Source organism: Chromobacterium piscinae, from assembly GCF_021129175.1.
GTDB classification, from domain to species: domain Bacteria; phylum Pseudomonadota; class Gammaproteobacteria; order Burkholderiales; family Chromobacteriaceae; genus Chromobacterium; species Chromobacterium piscinae.
Genome location: NZ_JAJOHV010000020.1, coordinates 181,678 through 202,325, shown reverse-complemented (window position 1 = coordinate 202,325; position 20,648 = coordinate 181,678). Strand labels below are relative to the sequence as shown.

13 protein-coding genes and 1 pseudogene are annotated in these 20,648 nt (G+C 51.7%); 8 read left to right on the top strand and 6 right to left on the bottom strand.

The features are described from left to right. Positions 1 to 1,186 precede the first annotated feature (1,186 nt). The 6 genes from LQR33_RS07020 to LQR33_RS06995 all read right to left on the bottom strand — a co-directional run bounded on the left by LQR33_RS07020 (position 1,187) and on the right by LQR33_RS06995 (position 9,641). Complete coding sequence (locus tag LQR33_RS07020; RefSeq protein ID WP_231468126.1) at positions 1,187 to 2,716, bottom strand: hypothetical protein; 1,530 nt, start codon at positions 2,714 to 2,716, stop codon at positions 1,187 to 1,189. 515 nt (positions 2,717 to 3,231) lie between these two features. After that, positions 3,232 to 5,316 (bottom strand): TniQ family protein, encoded by a 2,085-nt coding sequence (locus tag LQR33_RS07015; protein ID WP_231468124.1) that lies wholly within the window; start codon positions 5,314 to 5,316, stop codon positions 3,232 to 3,234. Then, positions 5,313 to 6,281 (bottom strand): TniB family NTP-binding protein, encoded by a 969-nt coding sequence (locus LQR33_RS07010; protein ID WP_231468122.1) that lies wholly within the window; start codon positions 6,279 to 6,281, stop codon positions 5,313 to 5,315. The genes LQR33_RS07015 and LQR33_RS07010 overlap by 4 nt, the downstream gene beginning before the upstream one ends. A 5-nt stretch (positions 6,282 to 6,286) precedes the next feature. Continuing rightward, positions 6,287 to 8,260 (bottom strand): Mu transposase C-terminal domain-containing protein, encoded by a 1,974-nt coding sequence (locus tag LQR33_RS07005; RefSeq protein WP_231468120.1) that lies wholly within the window; start codon positions 8,258 to 8,260, stop codon positions 6,287 to 6,289. Further along, a complete protein-coding gene (locus LQR33_RS07000) occupies positions 8,257 to 8,976 on the bottom strand; it encodes a TnsA endonuclease N-terminal domain-containing protein (protein ID WP_231468118.1) in 720 nt (239 codons plus the stop codon). Before LQR33_RS07000 ends, LQR33_RS07005 begins: the two co-directional genes overlap by 4 nt. A gap of 239 nt (positions 8,977 to 9,215) precedes the next feature. Next, positions 9,216 to 9,641: a helix-turn-helix domain-containing protein gene (locus LQR33_RS06995; protein WP_331282862.1), complete on the bottom strand. Its 426-nt coding sequence runs from the start codon at positions 9,639 to 9,641 to the stop codon at positions 9,216 to 9,218. A 657-nt stretch (positions 9,642 to 10,298) separates the two neighbouring features. Here LQR33_RS06995 and LQR33_RS06990 point away from each other — a divergent pair. From LQR33_RS06990 to LQR33_RS06955, 8 genes and pseudogenes are all read left to right on the top strand, one after another. Beyond that, positions 10,299 to 10,514: a hypothetical protein gene (locus LQR33_RS06990; protein ID WP_231468114.1), complete on the top strand. Its 216-nt coding sequence runs from the start codon at positions 10,299 to 10,301 to the stop codon at positions 10,512 to 10,514. A gap of 17 nt (positions 10,515 to 10,531) precedes the next feature. Next, positions 10,532 to 12,088: a B12-binding domain-containing radical SAM protein gene (locus tag LQR33_RS06985; RefSeq protein ID WP_231468112.1), complete on the top strand. Its 1,557-nt coding sequence runs from the start codon at positions 10,532 to 10,534 to the stop codon at positions 12,086 to 12,088. Then, a complete protein-coding gene (locus LQR33_RS06980) occupies positions 12,088 to 12,786 on the top strand; it encodes an SDR family NAD(P)-dependent oxidoreductase (protein WP_231468110.1) in 699 nt (232 codons plus the stop codon). Before LQR33_RS06985 ends, LQR33_RS06980 begins: the two co-directional genes overlap by 1 nt. Then, positions 12,779 to 13,558: a class I SAM-dependent methyltransferase gene (locus LQR33_RS06975; protein ID WP_231468108.1), complete on the top strand. Its 780-nt coding sequence runs from the start codon at positions 12,779 to 12,781 to the stop codon at positions 13,556 to 13,558. The genes LQR33_RS06980 and LQR33_RS06975 overlap by 8 nt, the downstream gene beginning before the upstream one ends. Further along, positions 13,551 to 14,579 carry a class II aldolase/adducin family protein gene (locus LQR33_RS06970; RefSeq protein ID WP_231468106.1) on the top strand — a complete coding sequence of 343 codons (1,029 nt, stop codon included), beginning with the start codon at positions 13,551 to 13,553 and terminating at the stop codon, positions 14,577 to 14,579. Before LQR33_RS06975 ends, LQR33_RS06970 begins: the two co-directional genes overlap by 8 nt. A gap of 139 nt (positions 14,580 to 14,718) precedes the next feature. Then, positions 14,719 to 15,498: pseudogene (gene istA, locus LQR33_RS06965) on the top strand (IS21 family transposase); the annotation flags it as partial. A gap of 506 nt (positions 15,499 to 16,004) precedes the next feature. Further along, positions 16,005 to 17,225 carry an exonuclease subunit SbcD gene (gene sbcD / locus LQR33_RS06960; protein WP_269326214.1) on the top strand — a complete coding sequence of 407 codons (1,221 nt, stop codon included), beginning with the start codon at positions 16,005 to 16,007 and terminating at the stop codon, positions 17,223 to 17,225. Beyond that, a complete protein-coding gene (locus LQR33_RS06955; RefSeq protein WP_231468100.1) occupies positions 17,222 to 20,641 on the top strand; it encodes an AAA family ATPase in 3,420 nt (1,139 codons plus the stop codon). The genes sbcD and LQR33_RS06955 overlap by 4 nt, the downstream gene beginning before the upstream one ends. The last annotated feature ends 7 nt before the right edge of the window (positions 20,642 to 20,648 follow it).

The following is a 20,648-nucleotide window of genomic DNA, read 5'->3' as shown; positions in this document are numbered from 1 at the left end:
TCTATTGTTGATTTCGCATGAGGCGTATTTAGATTACGCCTCATGCCTTACCGATTGAATCGACCCGTTGGGTGGCAGAATCGCTGAGCGACACATAAGCTAGCACTGCCTACCTATGTGAATCAGTTACTTACTAGGTGTGGTGACAGATGAAGCATCAAGCCAGCGACACATAACCATGCATATTTTTTATGAGCGACAGATAAGGTTGCCTATTCTGATATGGCAGAGCAGCTGCAGGTTTGTGATTGTTGAATTCAGCTTCTCTGCAACTCTATTGCTGACTTAATTTTAAGAATTTCTTACATAAATCTTGCTCTTAGGAAAGCCATATCGTCCGGAACTGATCCGTGAAATGAGAGACTGAAAGGTAAGTTTAACAGATAAAATCCATGGAAGATTTCCTTTGCAGAAAAATGTTCTACCGCACTCAAGTTGTACGCAATAACCGTATGTACTTTGTTTTTTAGGAAATTCAGGGCCATGCACTACAGTGCAGAGATAAGTGCTGCGCGGATCTATCCTGATTGGGTATTTAACATGCTTATTCTCACGATATTCACCCAAATCAGTTAGTCATTTAATACCTCCGGCGAGGTTTACATGACCTACGGCAGAAATGCCCACGGGAAATGAGGCGTCATTATTAATTGATAATATATCGTGATAATAATTTTTCCGATAATCAATGGCGGTGCGTAAACGATGCATGTCCTTTTTGAAGGTGAAAATAAGTGCGATTGATGAAAATATTATAGAGATAATAGATATATAGATTTGCATGAAAATCCTGGATTGATGTTTTTGATATGCAGTATGAAAATCAACTACACCTGAACGGCATCTCAGATGGTGGTCAAGATATGTGATCCTGAGTAGACGCTCAGAGAGTATTATGGGGAGGATCGATCTGTTCAACTTGCGGCTGACCAAGGGGTATCACAGGCAGATCGTTGCCATTTCTGCCATTCGGCCTCTCCAGTTTGAAGGGCCAGTTTGGGCTGCAATACCGACAAGCCGGTAATGTGGCACCAAATATGGACAGGTTGGACTAATAAAAAAAGTAGTGGAGTTGTCGGGAAGTTGATAGGTCCCCGTTGTTGAACAAGAATTTCGTTGACCTATCTTCTCGTAAGAATAATTAAATCCTGTCTTATATTTGATAATGGATTAGGTTTTGATTTGATTAAATTATGCTATTCTCCCTTTTTGAATATTCACGTCTTTCCATGCGATTTATCATGTCTTCGTCGTATGAGAAGTGTAGTTTTCCTGCGTGAAAGTTTTCGAATTTAATAATCCGGTCTGAGACCCACTGCCCGTCAGGCTTTCTGAATCGAGCAAACACACCAATTTTTCCGTCGACGTTATCTTCAACAAGCATCAATGAGCTGGCACAATCGTCATTATTGATTTTCCCATATGTCTCTCCAGTTAGAGTTGCTTGGCCAATGTCGTACCGAAGTGCCAACGAAGTTCCTTGTTTTGATTTTGCAGTTATTGCGCCAATGAGCCATTCTGGGCTTTTGTTGTTTTTTAAAGAAAGAGATAATAGCCCGGAAATGATTTCATTGTTTCCAAAAAGGTAGCGTGGATTGGTTACAGTAATGGTTGAGTTTCCTTTTTCTACACATATCTCTTCTGGTTGTTGTGCATCTCCACATATTTTTATTTTCCCGCCCGTAGATATTATCTCGTATAGATATGATGCTGCTTGATTATTTGCTGCTTTCTTACTGTTGATTGCATCAAGAGAGTTTATTAGTTTGTTGGATGCGGAATTTAATGCTATTGCATATTTGATGGATATGTCTTCTTTTCCGGGAATTTTAAACCATTCATCTAGCTCTTTGCTGTGCTCGCTCCTTCTTGCTAGATATTTGGCCAGTTCAATCTGCATGAAATTGTTCTCGTCTTTTAAGATATTGTTGTTGGCAAAATCATAGGCTTTTTTATCATTGAATATGGCGATATTATGAAATGCGTCTGCCCGCCAGTTAGGAGGGGCATCTTTATCGTCAATTACCTGCGTGGCGTATGGGTAGGTGCCGATATAGTTCCGTAATGCAGAGATTAATATATCCCTTTTCTCGTCCTGGTAATTCTTTGTCGTGAAAACATCCTTTAATAATCCATCAATCTTTGGATTGGATCTGTGGCCTCCAAAAGGCCCCATGAGTGCTCCTAAGATATTAGCTCCATCGCGAAATGCAAATATGCTGGTGGTCGGTTCTTGCATGTATGCAATAACTCTAGCCTCCTCCGCTTCAGAAATATCAAACCCGAGGCCTGAACGTCCGTCAAGCTTTGCTTTTTCTAGTCGAATAGTCAGAGCATTAAGTACAGCTTCCATTCTTACTTGTCCAAGAGACTCTTTCAAGATAGATCCTTTTGCCTCAAGAGACATCCAGTCGTCTAATTTTGTCTCAATATATTTCTGAGCAGTGGAAGAAATGCTAGAATAACTTAGGCCGCAAAGCCCAAGAACTGCCACTGTTCCTGTAATCATCACGCCTACGACCCAGTTTTTTAAATGCCCATTTATGGTGTGCATTTTGTCAATTGCAGCCTCCCCAATGTTGACTTTCGCATCGGCGACAGCCTGTATGAGCTCTACCTTTGTGTCAGCAATTAAGAGCGTCAACTCTCCCTTGGCTTTTTCAAACTCTTTTTCTATTGTTATCTTTGATAGTTCGGTTCTGTCATTTCTATTCAATTAAGAGCACCTCTAGTATGTTTTGCACGGTATGTCGGCCTTTATTGCTTCTGCCTGACAATGTGGAGTGCATATTATATCATTTGCATGTTGCCGGTCTAGCTTGATGTTATATTGGTTGTTGTTGGCGTGCTGTATAGAGACGATTTTTTGAGTACCTACTTTGGTTTCAGGTATCGTGTTGATAATTTCCTGGTAAAGAGGTATGCTTTTTTAAGGTGTAACTTATCTTCTTAACTGTATTTTTGTAATAATGGTGCTTCTATGGGAAATTCAGCAAAGCCATTTATGGTTCTTGGGGTCCCGCTGCAGAATTTTATTCAACAAGCTCAGCTGGCTGGGGAAGATGCTATAAGGAATAGATTTTCCAAAGGGCTTTACATTTCCGGTCTCGATCATCAAGGTAGACTGGTTCGCGTTTACCCAGATGGGAGAAGGGACATTTGTGAGGTCTCGGCTAAAGATGAACAGTAGTGTCCGGATGCAAAAAGAGGGAAAATAATCTTCCCTCTTTTTTATTGCGTTACCGTAAGCGCTTCGACATCCTTCCGTGGATAAAGCCTTAAACGCCTAGATCCCTGAAGCACGAGAGCCTTAATTAACCCTTTTCTCTCAAGATTTGGTACATGACTCCGGTGGACATTGAGCAACTTCCCAGCCTGTGAGGCGGTATAGTAATTCCTTTGTAGCTCCAAAACTCGTTCCAGGTCATCTTTGCGAACAAATCTCCAGTGTACAAAATTTAAAATTTTTAGTACGCCTGTATGCACCCATTGTAAGTAGACCACTACCTCACTTGTTCCTATTATATTGACCACCTGGCTTATAGGAACCAGGTCCGGGTCAGCTAAAGATTGGATTAGTCCTTCCAGGGATGCTTTTGTGATGCGTACGTTACGCCCCACTGATGATTCTTTTTCTAAAATACCTTTTCTGATCAACATGAGCGTCTGCTGAATATTTTCTAAGCCTAATAATTTTGTTACTTCCGAAAGAAGGATTCCAGAAGGACCGCCATCTTTTGCCCCCTTGTGCCTTCGACCTGATGGTGCTTTAAATTTATTGAGGGATTTCAAGGCGCTCAGATCTACGCATTGCAAGTCCGTTCTTTTGAAAAGATATACCATCATTCCATCGATGGTTGGACCTGCTATTGGCTTAACTCCCACGTGCATCAGTTTATGTGCAAATGTAAGCTGACTAGCGCCTATGGAACGAGCTAACCGGCCTGCTGTTACAAAATTGGCATCGAATACCTCTATGTCTCTAATATGGACTACATTTTTCTTACTTCGGCCTATTATTTTCTGTTTCGCCGGGAAGGTTCCATGTTTAATCATGCTCCATGCTACGACAGGATGAATGCCCAGCTTCGTTGCGACCTCAGGAATAGTCAGCCAATCTGGATCAGATGACACCATCTCAACCATTCCGGAGAATTGCAATGTCATCAACCCTTCGGCCAGGTCATACCCATCTGTGCGCGCGTAGCCCGCAAGGATATTTTTAATGATCCCAGTCAAGCTGTGGCGACCAGATAATCGTTGATGTGAGCGCTCATTTTGTTGGGTTTCGCTTAGTTGGCGTAAAACTCGCTCAATCTCATTTGGCGAAATCAACTTTGCGCGACCAAGATGAGCTGTAATGAATTTTATTTGACCTGCTTTAATCATTTTTCTTACTTGCCAGGACGTTATCCCTAATGCTGCAGCAGCTTCTTCTTGGCTTAGCTGGCCTTCATGTTTCCGTGGGGGCGTAGCGAATATGAAGGCTGAATGTCGTTTCAAAATTCGTTTAGCAAAGTCACATAAATCACCCTTTTCGCGAAGAAAGGGTAACAGTTGAAGCCGTGGATGGATGTATGGAGCGCGGGATTCAATTACGGCTAGCACTTCATCAATGCATTGGTCACCACGGTACCACTTCATCGTAGTGTTAAGACGCCGCGCCTCAGCTGCAGTGCCATTTTCCAATCCATCGACCTCTCGCAATGCTGACCAGAACCACAGCATTCGGTCGAGTGCGTCTTGGTCTTGAGCAGTAATAAGGGAAAGCAACCACTGAGTACCTGTGGGATCCGCCATCTTGGTGTTCCCCTGGCGGAGGTCATACCCACATGGGCAATAAAGTAAGCGGTTTCTGGTCAGGGATAACGGCTGCTTACATGAGGGGCAATCCTGCAGGAGGCGAATGCAATGCTTATTGCACGTTGCGAATGGGAGAATAAACCAGGCTTTACGCCAGTATGGATGTTCTTTAAGGCATTCTGGACAATACACATTGGCGCCATTGCGGAAAAGTCGTTCTGCTAGGCCAATGCCATTCATTTCGCGTGGAGACTTACTTGTTGGCCCCATCCGACGATAGGCCAAGCTAATGCAATCTTTGTGCAAGCCCATTGCATGAATAATCTTAGCAAAGCGGGTTTGATCAACAAATGAGGCGACTAGCCACTCATCGCTTTGGGAGGGGAATCTATAGGCTGAAAGCAATTGTAGGACGCTGACGAAGCCATTGTTTTCCGCCGCGCGTATCAAGAGGCTGGCCGGTGATTCATCCAAATAGGGAATAGGTCGAATTGGTAGTGCGAGTGGTGTCATTTCAGCCTCCTAAACACAGCTGATAGCTGACTTTTAGTCATTCTAAAGGGGTTGCTCCGTGCAATGCTTACTGTTGTGGTAATGCCAAGATCCCAGGCTCGCGCAAAGTCATCAATAACGATGGAGTTTCGATGTTCTTGCAGCGCAATGAGTAGCGCCTGCTTAATCAAGAACATAATGAATTCTGGATTGCCGCTGGTGGCAGCATAAATCTTTAGCGACTCCAGCTGGTTGCCAAGTGCAGGTATATGATCCAATTCCACACGTCGAACAGCTTCGTGACAGATATGTTCAAGAAATATCTGAAGTGAACCTTTATCTTCGGTTGTTCCTGGTTTTAATGGTCTTAGGTGAAATTTGAATTTGAAGCGCCTGGAAAACTGTATATCTGAATCAATGATCAGAGCACAGTCTGGTGTGCCAACCAAACAGATCGTTACGCCGGATTCGTTAACGATATTACGCAACCAACGGCAAACCTCTGTGTTGACAGAAGTCGATCTTTTCCCGATTTTCAAGAGGTTATGAAACTCGTCAAGAAAAATGACTTTTGTTCCGCATGCTTTTAGCAATCTGATAAGGCGTTCAGTCATATGCGGCGTACTACCCAGTAGAGGCCGTGGATCGCCAAGCTTGCTGAGCATCATTGCAGCAACTGCCTTAACGGTGGCAGGAGCAGGGGCCTCCAAGTAGAAGGCCGGCCTTTTGGTGACTTCCATCCCATCTTCAACTACAACCTCACCTTTGTAGCCTGCCATGACGATTTTGCAGGCTAATGTTTTTCCCATGCCGCCGTCGGCCAGCAGCATGCATCCGACCGCTTCGCGATAATGTGACGATTGAAGAATGGCATGTTGGATTCCCTGGATGGCGTGATCGAGGTCTGTATGGCGCACAATCGCCTTATCTAGACGTGCAACGCGTTCGACTGCCGACCCCCGGGGTTCTTTCGAGCTTTGTTCCATGGTTTTTACTCCAGATCGATGACTTCGTAGCTGGTTACCGCGTTGCCAGCTGGCGCTGATGGCAAGTCACCCGGGTGGGGCGGAAGTTGCGGGGACGGTTGTTCTGGTAGTACAGAGGCGATGGTTTGCTGCTGTTCTAAGAAGAGTGGGGATAAAGCCTCGATCGGAGCGGCCGGTATCTGTGGTTGTTGCCGGCCCTTGCCATTGGTGAGGCGAGCAATCTGACGTCGTGCCAAGGTGGAGTCTGCTTGGATCTTCTGAAACAAGGTCCACCGCGCTAGAAGATCGCAGTAGGGGCCCAGGCGCTGTCGGTCCGATTCAGTTAAGGCCGCCTTGATTCTTTGAGCTTCCTGATGCTCATACCAAGTCAGCCCGTGCGTGTAGTCGGGGTTTGTAGATTCGGCGCGGATCAGCACACCGCGTTCGGACGGGTGCTCAATATAGACTTCATGAAGATCCAGTTCATTGACTAATACGGTGACACGCGTCTCCTTGAGTGCTTCCAGTGTTGCGAGTGCATGTGAAAAGTATTCAATGTGGTCAACAACAACACGCCCGCGATGAATTGTGCGTGTTTCAGGGCGGCGAGCGATGGCGTCAACTTCTTCCGGTTCAAAGATCGGTGCCTCCCAATTTTGAGTGGCATCTTTCCAGGCAAGGATTGGCGCTCGTCCGGTACGGGTGTGAATGGTTTGGTGGTAGACATTGTCGATCCATTCGTTGATGTACTCGATCAATTTTTCGAGCATCAAGGCCGCCTTACGGTGCGAGTCGTAATCGCCACGTGCAACGGGGTTGGAAAAGGTTGTTCCTGCGCACTTTTGGACGAGGAAATAGGTCAGGGTGCGGAAAAACGATTCAACATGCGGCTTATCGTTGGGGTCACGAATCTCGGCAGGATTGATAATGATCCCTAGCCGAGCGCACAACCTGACGAAGGCAGAGTTTTTGAATTCAACGCCATTGTCCGGGATGATTTTGACCGGGACGCCTCCTGGCAACCCACGGCCGAGCCGGGTCAGCATGTCCTTGACGGCCGCTAAGGTAGTGGTGGCCGATGGCGGCAGCATGCTGATGTAAACTCCCACTACTACCCGTGTGTGCACATCAATGATGCAAACTAGGTAAGGCCGGCCAATGATCTCACCGGTATCCGGATCTCGGAGGGTGATATCCAAGTAGTGGGTATCGATCTGAACCAGGAACATTGGCCTGGGGCTGATGATCTGTCTACCGGCCGCGCGTGCAATTCGTTCCGCGGCCTCTTTGCCTTTTCGTGCACGCGCCACGACGTAGGGATCGAGCGCTTTCACTCGGCGCTGTATTGTGCGCAACGTCGGTATGCGAAGTGAGGTCCCACCCTTTGTCAGCACTCCCTGTTCCGCGAGTTTGCCGACAACGAATGCCAAAACGTCCTTGCAGTCTCGTCTCTCTGGCTGTAGATAGATCTGCTGAATACCCTCGGTGATTAAAATTTCCACATCGGGAGGAAACCGCAGAGTGCGGTTGCCCCGCTTGTTTTTTTGGCTAACAAATGCATTAGAGACCCGACCGGCATCAAAATATTTTTTCACCCATAGACAAACCATGCGCGGGGTGGGTGGGGTGGCATCTTCCAGCTGTGAAGCCAGTGCCGGGATAAATGCAGTAAGCTGCTTGATTGAACGAGGGTGGGTCAACTGTGCTATGGCAGCTTCAACGTAACGGGCTCTTCGTATCGTGGCTCGCGTCTCTTCCTCGGTTTGCTCCGAAATTTTCAAAGCATGGCCTTCAGCCGAGATTCGCGCAGATTCTTGTGGTCGAATCTGGAGTGAGCCAGATCCTTGCATCTCCACGAAGCGCTCGTACGGGATGCGATAAGGTTTTCCACCGATTGTCCCGGCATAGCGGACCCAGCCATGGGCTACGTATGTGATTTCGAATTCGCAGCCATGAATGATGAACCGCATTCCTGTTTTGGGGCTGTGGGTCTGACTCATGCCACACTCCACACCGGTGTGCCTAGTTGGATAAGCCTGTCAAAGTTGGCTGCCAGCTGACCGTGAAAAAGCAGGTATTCCACAAGCGATGGAGGGAGCCCTTCGCGTATGAGTTGTGATTGGGCTTCCCCGAACGTCGTGGGGTGGGAGTGATTACTGAGAAGCTGCTGTGCCAACTCGATTTCTTGAGCTGCCCAGGAGCGAGTGGCAGATCGGCAATACAACCAGTACAGGTTATCTAGATGCGTACCTCTTGGCAGGTCGTTATTATCCACCAGGTAGAACTCAAAACCGCAATGAGCCAATAGAGTACTAACGGTCTCAAAGCGCTGCTGGTTTTCTACATCAAGGTGCCGCTTATCGGGTTTAATTTCACTCACGCGCCAGCGTCCATCGTGGGTGCGGGTCAAAAAATCTGGGTAATAGCGCCGTCCTGGCGCGTATGGTATTTCGAGGGGTTGGCACCGATACCCGATGACATGCTTGTTTTGCTCGAGCAAAAGACAATGGGATGCTTCCGCCTGGCTCTCGAGGGCGATCGTGATCCCATTTTTACGGCTTGGAAACAGCGACGTCCGACGACCTCGTGCCCCTTGCGTAATGCGTCGTCGGCCATGGACTACGCCTGCCTGGTCAGGCTGTTCGGCGAATGCCTCCTCTGCCTGTTGTAATAACTGTTCTGCAAGCTTCTGCATTGGATGAAATGGGTGCAGCATGACACGTCTCCAGTAGGCCCTGACAGGGCGCAGTTAGCCCCATCAGTGCCATTACACGGATTGGATATGCCTGAAATTAGGCGTAACAATGCCCATCCTCGGGTGAGATACCCGAGGTTTTCAGGTTGAGAAGAGAGCGTGCGGCTTGACGAGTGTGCGTGGGGTGACGATACTGGAGTTGCTAAACTGAGTGTCGTCAGATACTTACCCACGGGGCAAGCCGCAAGGTTTGTCCCGTTTTACATTTCAATGTCCTCCTTGTTCTGCCGACGTCTAAGCCTTCTTACCGGTTCGGATACGTTACGGCCGAGTTCGCTCTGGATACCCAAAATCTCCCGGATCAACCGGATCTGTACTGGGCGCAATTCTGCAAGATGCGCACGAAAGTCTTGTAGCAACCAATAGGTCTCTTCAGGGACGTCAGCGGGGATGACGAGTTTTCGATGGGAGGCTGCAGCAGCCTTGCGCAGCTCGTCTTGTTCGGTGGGGTTGAGTTCTATCGATTGGATGAGCCGTTCGACGAACTCCTCAGTTGGTGGCCCCTTGCTGCCAACCTCCAACGCAGAGATGTAGCTCTGCTCATAACCAATCAGCTCAGCAAGCTCAGACTGGCGAATTCCATACTGCATACGGAGCTGATGTAGGTATCTGGAAAAGGGACTCACGACTGAATCTCTGGTGGTGCTATCAAGTACGACCAGAGTAGTTATAACTAGATGATATGTCAAACGTAAGTTATTGATCCATAATGCAATATATATTGCATTTTCACCAGTGGAAACACTTGTTCAGGGTGAGCAACTTCGACGCCCCCGGCACGGAGCAAGAGGGGCGGCAAGGAAACGAACGAAAAACAGCTGAAATTAACTTAATTGCATGTTTTGTAAGGAGATTTCAACATCACACAACCCGATCTCCGGCTCAACGTTTTTGGACTGCATCACAGTGGTGTTGCCGTACTGCTATGAAAGGGCGATGTACTATAAAACCCGCGCCGAACAAGGCTTTTCAGGCATAAGGCGTGATAACTCGTGATTATCCCGCCTGATAAATCCCGGCAAGCGACCGGAATCGAGCTGCTGAAACGGTATGTAATTACATGGTACGTATCACGGTACGATTGCAACGGCTGTTTTTCGTGAATCCCTGCCAACCCTCAATGGGAGGCGCCTGAAATATCTGACCAGTCAGCTCAGCGAAAAATGGACGGAAGGCCGACGGTGGGTGGTGGTCAAGGCGAAAAAGTCCGATAAAGGGTTTGTATGCCTCCTGCATTTGTACTAGGTTGATTTACATAATGTGCAGCCCAACAGGAGAAGTCCATGCCTAAAGCGAAGAGCCCCTACACACTAGCACTGGACGGAGGTTCGCTCGCCTCTGTGTCACCCGCGACCTATGCGGCCCTACAGAAAGTGATCGCCAAAGTTATGGCGGAATCAGGTGCAACGGGCATTCATATTCAAGTTCAGCAGAGTTCCGCAGCAGGTGCTGACGCCAATACTCGCTCTCTCTTCATTGGCGACGTTGTTGGCCCATGACTGCCGCTAGAATGCACTTGCGATTCATCCGCGCCCCTCATACGTCGTCTTACAGCATGGCCGATGTACGTGAGGACGCGATCATCACGTATGCGCTTGGCTATCTGGATGCAGTGGGGGTTCGAGAGTATGACGTACACGACTTCCATCTAGACCGTCGATGCAACTTCAACGCGCTGATCGATCCTCATGTGTCCGCTTATGTACTTAGTGTGCGGGAGACCGGATCGAATGTGCATTACGCTCGACGGCTTGCTGCATCCCTGGCTGTTGAAACGGACACGCCCATCCTGCTCTATGGTCAGACTGCGCGCTTACATGCTTTCTACGACTGGTCGTCGAATGTCCGACTGGTTCAGCACGACGAGAGGATGCTTGCAAATGCATTGGGCGTTAGCACTGATGGTCCGTCGTTTACATCCGGGCTGAGGGCGCTACCGTATCTGCCGACGATTCCGCTGGCTCCGCATCAGTACGCTAGACGTCGCGCTTCTCTCGAATCATCTCGCGGATGCCACTTCAAGTGCGGCTTTTGTTTCATCAACGCGGGCGAGAATTATCCCTCTAGATGGTCGCTGCGTACCGTTTCTGACATTCTGCATGATTTGATGATGTACGAGTCTATCGGGATTACGAATATCCTCTTTCACGATTCTGAATTCTTTGGTGCGCTAGAAAACGATCGGCAGAGGACTATTACGCTGCTGAACGAACTTGCTAGGCGAGTACCAACCGTCAAATTCGGTATTTTCGCAAGGGCGGACACGATTTCGAAGTTTGGGGATCTCAATCTGCTGCAACGGGCCGGTCTCGTATATGTGTTTATTGGTGTCGAGTCTTTGGCGGACGTAGATCTGCGGGCGCTAAAAAAGGGAGTGCGTGCCGACGACGTTGTGGCTTGCGTGGAACGCCTCACCAGCCATGGGATACTGGTGAACTTGAGCTTCATGTTGTTCAACCGCTCCACGACGGTTGACACGCTCCGAGAGAACTTAAAGCGTCTGAAACGGCTGGCCCGAGGCAACACCAAAATGCTCGGGATACCGAATTTCCTCTTCAGTTTCGAGTCAAGCTGGCGGGATGAACTGCTTCGTCCTCTTAGCGAACAGACGTATCTGCGCTGGATGGTATACAAGAGGGGACAGCCCAATCACTTAGGCGTTACCTTCGACCCGCAGCTTGAACCACTAATTGAGGTTTGCCGACTCGGGTTCTATGAGATTGCAACGAAAATCGCAGAGCTCAATGAAGCCCGAGAGTGCTCTAGTGAGGGAGATGTAGTCGCAATGGACAAATGGTTCAATATACTTTGGCCACTTGGGGTCGAGATACTTGAGTATGCACTATCCCAATTTGAGCAGGGCAACATGCAGATAAACCGCTTGAGCTCATCAATTAATTGGGTCTACGAAAAGGTCATGGCAACCTACGCTATGCTGCCAGAGCGGTTCCGAGAGACCATGACCTATCCTGACCATGCTGTCCATATCGCCCGTGGTGGCCTAACCATCGCACTGGAAGATCACGGCTGGGACTCTGTGATTCCGGGTGGAGTTGTAGCAGAGGCAAAGTGATGAGGATGGTCATTCTGGGGGCAAGCTCTGGCCTAGGTGCGGGACTCGCTGAGGGGCTGCCGATAGCCGGTGATCGTGTCTGGCTGGTGAACAGATCTGAGCCAACAGCATTGCATCTGCAAGATGGGGTCGACCGCATTTGGATCCCTTGCGATTTGGCCAACCCTTCCGAAGTCGCTGCGATCACGTCCTGTATTGGAGAAGAAGGTGTTGATCTGCTGCTGTTTTGTACAGGTACTTGGGAAACAAATCCTGATATCGCGACTGCTTCGGATGAAGAGATCTATCGGGTCCTGGCGATCAATACATCTGCGTTCGTGGCTTCGGTGAAATCCTTGGCTCCAAACTTGCGTAAATCACGCGGTAAGGTCGTTGCTATTGCTTCCACTGCTGCACTGGAGAATGCCACTGGTCCTCGTGCGGCATATGCGGCCTCTAAGTTCGGTTTACGGGGAGCGGTGCACTCGTTTCGCCAGTACTTCCGGCCCGATGGAGTGACCGTCACTGTCATATCACCTGGAGGCATAGCATCTGACGTGCCATGGCGCGATGGGATAGATGCAGCCTTAGAGAGATACGGTAGTAGACGTATTCCCATTGAAGACTTCAGGGCTGTTATCCGATTGATCCTAAGCGTGTCATCTGCATGCTGCCTTAAGGAGATTGACATGCCGGCAATGGGAGATCTAGATGCTTGAGTGCCGAAAAGACATTGCCTCCTTTTATGAGAACGATGCCCATCTATATGAAGTTTTATCTCGAGACAGAGATTTTTCTCTTCAATGCGAATTCTTGGGAGATCTGATTACATCACAGAAGCCTCTACGAGTACTCGAACTGTTTGCAGGTCCTGCCTATCACGGAATCCATTTTGCACGGACGCATCAGGCTAAGGTGACCTGTATAGATAGCTCCCCTGCTATGGCGCGACTTGCCAGTTCATCTGGAGTCATCGACCGGTACTTAGTGGGACTGCTGCCGCAAGCGGTCTGGGAATTGGACCCAACTGACGAGTATGACCTCATACTCGGCCTTCGATACTCACTGGGATACATCGAGCCGGATTTACTGCCTAACTTCTTCGCAACCTTGGTGACTCGACTTGCGCCAGGTGGATGCATAGTGCTTGAGCTCCACAATCTCCCCATGCTCCTTAATGGTTTGGAGGAGCTGGAGATACGCGAGCGACAGGTAGCCATGGGGGCCGAGCAGATCTGTTGTATCTGGCCATATAACAAGATCGAATGGGGCAGAGAAGACTTGCTAGCGCAGATGGTAGTGCGTATTGAGCGTCGCCAAAGTGATCGCGTGATATCGATACAAGACTATCTGTCCACCGAATGGATCCACTCGATTGGTGCGATCAAAAGGGTCACACCTCCTCACTTAAGCGTAGAGGTGCTAACGGATGAGGCCGGAGCATTCTTGGGATCCGAAGTTCTTGTCATACGGGAGCAAAACGATGTTTGATTACCGGCGTCCATTGAGACGCGAGGAGGTTTTTGTCACATTGGTAGACAATACGCCAGATAATGGCACCCTAGCTGACGCAATCGCCAGGGCGGGAGTGATATTCGGATTCAAATTTGTCCCGGAGGAAGAGCTTCCTTCAAGCGCACCCAAGGGCGTTCTCATTCAACACATGATCTGGCGCTGCAATGGGCCTTATCAGGTGAATCTTGTGCAGGCGGCAGCTACCGCACTAGAAAGATTCACAACGATTAGTCTGGCCTTTTCCTACAGGGATGAGATGGAAATGCTTGGATTCGAAGATGCGGTTGAGCAATCCAAGTCGGCCTACAAAGGTCGGATTAACTTCATTCGACCGGACGAAAAATCCGCGGCTGGTCGCCTGTGTGTGTCTGTCCATAAGCTAGTAGAGAACGCAGTCTGCGACTCGGTACGCGTAAAGTACCGGGCCCGCTGTTTATCTGTTGAGCCGGTATTAGACGGCTCCACTTCAGATGCGCGTGACTTTTTCCTTTCCGCATCGGAGGTGTACCGCCGCCACCACTTGTACTTGCGCGCTCCAAGTGATGGGTATTTCGCGATCCGAACCAATGATGGATTTTTGATCACAGCTACCAAGACCAATAAGGCTAATCTTGATCTTCGCCGCGTATCGAAGGTCACGCATTTCGACCCTGATCGTAACGAGATAACATACTCCGGCGAGTTTCTTCCCTCGTCAGATGCAGTCGAAGCAGCTGTGATCTTTGCCTCCTGCCCGGCTGTGTCGTGCCTACTGCATACTCATGCGAGTCGACTCTTCACTCGGAATCCGCGCTATCGAGATCACGTAACAGTACCTGTCCTGCCATATGGGGATCAGCGGCTTGGGCACGCGGTCTCTCAGAGCATCCGAGATCAAGGAAGGAGTTTCGTTATTATGGAAGAGCACGGGGAAGTGTTCAGCGACGAGGGGCGAGGTTGGCCGAGCCTGCTCACCGTCATCGACGATTATTCTCGTCGCGCAGCAGCTGACCTGTAAGGGGAGACCGAGCTCGTACCCAATTTGACTCGCCGATACTGCGACTGCAAGTACCTTAGGGGAGTAAGGTCTGTTAAACAGCGTGCAAAAGTGACCAGGTTCCCGGGGTAAACAGCATCCAATTTTGACCACCCCGGGCATGTGCCACACTTCGCCTTTTTGGCGAGGGCAAACCTGGAGTGATTTGCATGGAAACCATCGGCAAGATCCGACGCCGTCACCTGGTGGCAACGAGAGCATCAGCGCCGTTGCCCACTCCCTCAACCTCTCCCGCAACACCGTCAAGAAATACCTCAAGACCACCGACGCTCCGCAATATCAGCGTCAGCCGCGCCATCCACGACTCGGCGCCTTCATCGAAACATTGACCCAATGGCTTGAGCGCGATAGCCATCTGCCCAAGGCACAGCGGCGTACCGCCCGTCGCCTGCTCGAATGCCTGCAGGCCGAAGGCTATGCCGGTGCCTACGACAGCATTCAACGCCACGTCAAAGCCAGGAAGGCCTCCAAGCCCGGCACCCTCACGCCGAAGCAGGCCTTCGTCCCGCTGCTCTTCGCGCCCGGCGAGGTCTGCCAATTCGACTGGAGCTACGAACAGGTGGTACTCGGCGGCATCACCCAGACCATCAAGCTGGCGCACTTCCGGCTGGCCTATAGCCGCCAGCCTTTCGTCATCGCCTATCCGCGCGAAACCCAGGAAATGGTGCTGGATGCCCACGTCCAGGTTTTCGCCTTCTTTGGCGGCACTCCGCGCAAGATGATCTACGACAACCTTAAGACGGTGGTGGACGCCATCTTTACCGGCAAGTCCCGCCGCTTCAACAGTCGCCACCTGGCTTTGGCCAATCACTACCTGTTCGAGCCGGTGGCCTGCACGCCGGCTTCGGGCTGGGAGAAAGGGCAAGTGGAGAATCAGGTCGAGGGTTGGCAGGGATTCACGAAAAACAGCCGTTGCAATCGTACCGTGATACGTACCATGTAATTACATACCGTTTCAGCAGCTCGATTCCGGTCGTTTGCCGGGATTTATCAGGCGGGATAATCACGAGTTATCACGCCTTATGCCTGAAAAGCCTTGTTCGGCGCGGGTTTTATAGTACATCGCCCTTTCATAGCAGTACGGCAACACCACTGTGATGCAGTCCAAAAACGTTGAGCCGGAGATCGGGTTGTGCGATGTTGAAATCTCCTTGCAAAACATGCAATTAAGTTAATTTCAGCTGTTTTTCGTTCGTTTCCTTGCCGCCCCTCAGCAACGACCAACCCGGGACTGCTAAGCGTTTAGCCAGCTAAATGATGGGGAGGGTGGCGTAGATAATCCAGAATGCATGACAAAGATCATGTTGTTGAGATCGGAGAACAGTTATGCTGTTGGCACGTCAGGGTTGTTAGAATGTCCTCAACGTCTAATTTGCCTATATCCCGATGCGCATTCTCCATACCTCCGACTGGCACCTTGGTCAGCACTTCATGGGCAAGACCCGCCAAGCTGAGCACCAAGCCTTCATCGACTGGCTGATCCAGCAAGTCCGTGACCATGCCGTCGACGCCGTGATCATCGCCGGCGACATCTTCGATACCGGCGCGCCGCCCAGCTATGCGCGTGAGCTGTATAACCAGCTGGTAGTCGAGCTACACAACACCGGTACCTCCTTGCTCATGCTGGGCGGTAACCACGATTCGGTCGCTACCCTGGGTGAGAGCCGGCCTTTGCTGTCCTATCTCAGTACCACCGTCATCCCCGCGGTCGAAGAAAACCTTGATAACCAGGTGCTGGTGCTGAACAAACGTGATGGCAGTCCTGGGGCCATCGTCTGTGCGATACCGTTTATTCGCCCGCGCGACGTGCTTCAAAGCCAAGCCGGGCAGAGCGCGGAAGAAAAGCAGCTTTCGCTGCAGGAAGCTATCCATCAGCACTACCAGGCCGTGTACCAACGGGCCTGCGCCAAGCGCGACACGCTACGCCTGCCATTGCCCATCATCGCTACCGGGCACCTGACGACTGTGGGCGCCAGCGCCAGCGAGTCAGTGCGCGAGATCTATGTCGGTGCCCTAGAGGCTTTCCCGACCACCGCTTTCCCTCCGGCCGATTACATCGCACTCGGCCATATCCACCGGCCACAAAAGGTAGGCGGGCTGGATCACATCCGCTACAGCGGTTCACCCATCCCCTTAGGCTTTGACGAAGCCAGCCAACAAAAGGAAGTGTTGTTGGTGGACGTGGACGATATCGGCCTAATGGGGGTGACGGCGCTACCGGTTCCGCGTTTCCAGCAATTGGTCTCGATCAAGGGTGACCTTAAAGAACTGGAAGCTGCAATCCAGGAGGCGGCCCAGCAGGGCCGTGCCGAGCAGCCGGTCTGGCTGGAAGTGATGGTGAAAGGGGACGACTATCTGTCGGATCTGCAAACTCGAATCCAGAGCATGACCGAAGGCTTGCCGGTGGAGTTGCTGCGCTTGCGCCGGGATCGCGGCAATGCGGTGGCCGCCCTGCAAGCCGCCGCCAAAGAGACGCTAGATGAGTTGACGCCATTCGACGTGTTCAACAAGCGGCTGGAACAGGAGGAGCTGGATGAAGCGTTGCGGGGACAGCTGGAAACACGCTACCGCAGCATTGTGACCAGCTTGCAGGAGGGAACAGCATGAAGATCCTGACCCTGCGCCTGAAGAATCTCAACTCGCTCAAGGGCGAGTGGAAAATCGACTTCACTCAGCCACCGTTCAAGGACAACGGACTGTTTGCCATTACCGGGCCTACCGGGGCTGGTAAGTCCACGCTGCTGGACGCTATCTGTCTCGCGCTGTACCACGAAACGCCTCGTCTCAAGACCATCTCTGCCTCCTCCAACGAGATCATGACCCGCCACACGGCGGACTGCTTGGCCGAGGTGGAATTCGAGGTAAAGGGGCAGGTATACCGCGCGTTCTGGAGCCAGCGTCGAGCCCGCGACAAGGCCGATGGTGCTTTACAGGCACCCAAGGTCGAACTGGCCGATAGTGCCGGCAACATCCTGACAAGCCAGATCAACGACAAACTGAAGCGTATTGAGGCAATTACCGGCCTGGATTTTGCCCGTTTCACCAAGTCCATGATGCTGGCGCAAGGCGGCTTTGCTGCCTTCCTCAATGCCAGCGCCAATGAACGTGCCGAATTGCTGGAAGAGCTGACCGGCACAGATATCTATGGCCAGATCTCCCAACGCGTATTCGAGCAGGCCCGCGACGCCAAGCAGGCGCTGGACCAGTTGAAAGCCCGGGCGGATGGTGTGGAACTGCTGCCGGAAGAGCGGCGGCAATCCATGCTGCAGCAAATCGACACGCTGACTCAGCAGTTGGTCGAGCTGCAGAGTCAGCAAACGCAGACGCAAGCCTTGCGCCAGTGGCGTCATGAGCTGATTCAGGCAGAACAGGCAGCTGCACTGGCACGAGAGGGCGAACAGGCGGCCCGGATGGCACTGGATGAAGCTGAACCCGAATTGCAACGCCTGCAACAGAGCGAGCCTGCCGAGGCGATGCGCCCCGTCTATCAGGCTTGGCAAGACGCGCAGGCAAGACGGGATCAGACCCGAAGTGCGCTGGACAAAGTGCAGGCCACACTGACTGATAGCCAGCAACAGACCGTTATCGCCCACTGGCAGGCCAACACCATCGCAACTGGGCTGGCTGATCACGCCAGGCAGCAGTACACAGCCGCACATGACGAATTGCAGGCCTTGCAAACCTGGCTGGCAGAACATGGCCATTTTGCAGTACTAGGCGAACAGCTCAGCGGTTGGCAGAGCCAATTCAGCCAGATTCAGCAGGCTCAGCACGCCGTACAGCAGTTGCATAACCAGTTACAGGCACAGCAGCGCGAACTGGAAGCGACCGAACTCAGCCTGGGCGAACAGAAAACACTGCTGAATGCAGCCCAAAAGGAGCACGAGCAAAAACTGCTTGTCGCCCAAGCCGCTGAACAGGTTGTGGCCAACATTTGCCACGGCCAAACACTTGCCGAGCTGCGCACCAGCTGGATGGGCGCACAGCAACAGGTGCAGTCTTGGCGACAGCTGCTGCAGTTGGCCGCACAGCAGCGTCAACACGCCAACCAGCAAGCACAGCAGCAAGCCGCGATCACTGAGACTCAGCAGCAACTGGCTGCGCAGCAGACACTGCTCGACACGCTGCGCCGCGATTACCGCCAGATGAAAGAACAGGTAGACGACAAACGCAAGTTGCTGGCGCAGGAGCAACGCATCCAGAGCCTGGAAGCACACCGTGCCGCGCTGCAGCCGGGCGAGGCCTGCCCCTTGTGCGGCTCGCACGAACACCCTGGCATCCAAACCTACCAACAGCTGAACGTGTCCGATACCGAGCGTGCACTGCAGGAAAAAGAGGCCGCACTCACGCAGCTGGAAGAGCAAGGCAATGCTGCCAAAGGCGAGCTGGCCAAGCTGGAAGGCCGTTTGCAACAGCAGCAGGAAGCAGTGCAGTCGTTGGAGCAGGCACAACTGCAGGCCGCAACTGCTTGGCGCGACCAGGCTACGCCGCTTGGGCTAGGCGACAACGACTGGCCGCAGGAAGACAAACTGCAGCAAGGGCTGGCCAAGGCAGTACAGCACGAAGCCGAATTGAAAGCCCAGTTGGCGCAAGCGGAGCAAGCAGAACAGAAGTTGGCTGTTGCCCAGCAGCAAGTTCACCATAGTGTCCAGATGTTGCAGGAGGTAGGAAAGCAGTATGAGCTGCTACAGCAGGCCACTTTGCATGCCATGCAAGATATGAAGGCGCTGACCGCACAACAAGGGCAGGCAAGCCGGGCAGCGCAGCAAGCCCGCGAGCAACTGCAAGAAGCCATCGCTGGCAGCGGCTTTGCCGTGGCGGACGACATGGCGCAATGGCTGGTCGATCGTCAGCAGGACTGGCAGGCATGGCAAACCAGGCAGCGTGCACAGCAATTGCAGCAGGCTGAGCTGCTCCAGCTGCAAAGCCGCCATGAGCAAGCAGCCCAGCTTGCTGAAGGCTGGCAGAGCCGCTGGCGTAAACAGAATGCCGAAGCGCCAAGCGGCCAAGCCAAACCTGAGATCGACGAGCCATCCCTTGTCCGCTGCGCCGAAGAGATAGAGGCGCTGACTGCGCAAGTCGCCAAGCTGCAGGGCCAGCAAAGCCAGTTAAGCGCGGACCTGGCCTTGCTGCATCAGCAGTGCGGCGAGGCGGAGGCTGCTTGGTCGGCCACGCTGCAAACCAGCCCCTTCGCCGATACAGATGCTTTCCTGCTGGCACAGCTGCCCGCCGAAGAACGCCTGCGTCTGCGCAGCCGGCAGCAACAGCTGACTGCAGCGCTGGAACGCAGCGCGGCAGTACGCCAAAGCGCAGATGCCAGCCTACATGCGCTACAGCAGCAAAATCGCACACCGCTGAGCCTAAGCGAGCTGGATGAGGCGCTGGCGGCGCAAGACGGGCAGCGACAAACCCTGTCCAGCGAACAGGGCGCTCTGCATGCCTTGCTGCGGGACGACGCGCAGCGCCGCGAAAACCAGCAAGCGCTATTCCAGCAGATCGAGCAACAGGCCGCCGACGTAGACATCTGGCAAAGGCTCAATAGTCTGATCGGCTCGAAAGAGGGCGACAAATACCGCAAGTTTGCCCAAGGGCTGACGCTTGACCACCTGATGCATCTGGCCAACCGTCATCTGGAGCGGCTGCACGGCCGCTATCTCTTGCAGCGCAAGAGCAGCGGTGAGTTGGAACTGGAAATTGTGGATACCTGGCAAGCCGACGTCACCCGTGACACCCGAACATTGTCTGGCGGAGAGAGCTTCTTGGTCAGCTTGGCGCTGGCTTTGGCGCTGTCTGATTTGGTGAGTCATAAGACATCGATTGATTCGCTGTTTTTGGATGAGGGTTTTGGCACGCTTGATGCCGAGACTTTGGAAATCGCACTTGATGCGCTGGACATAGTTAACTCTTCAGGGAAGATGATTGGTGTTATTAGTCATGTAGATGCCATGAAAGAAAGAATCGCTGTGCAGGTGAAAATAACAAAATCTAGTGGTGCAGGATTCTCCGCAATTAACTTTCAGTAACAACCAA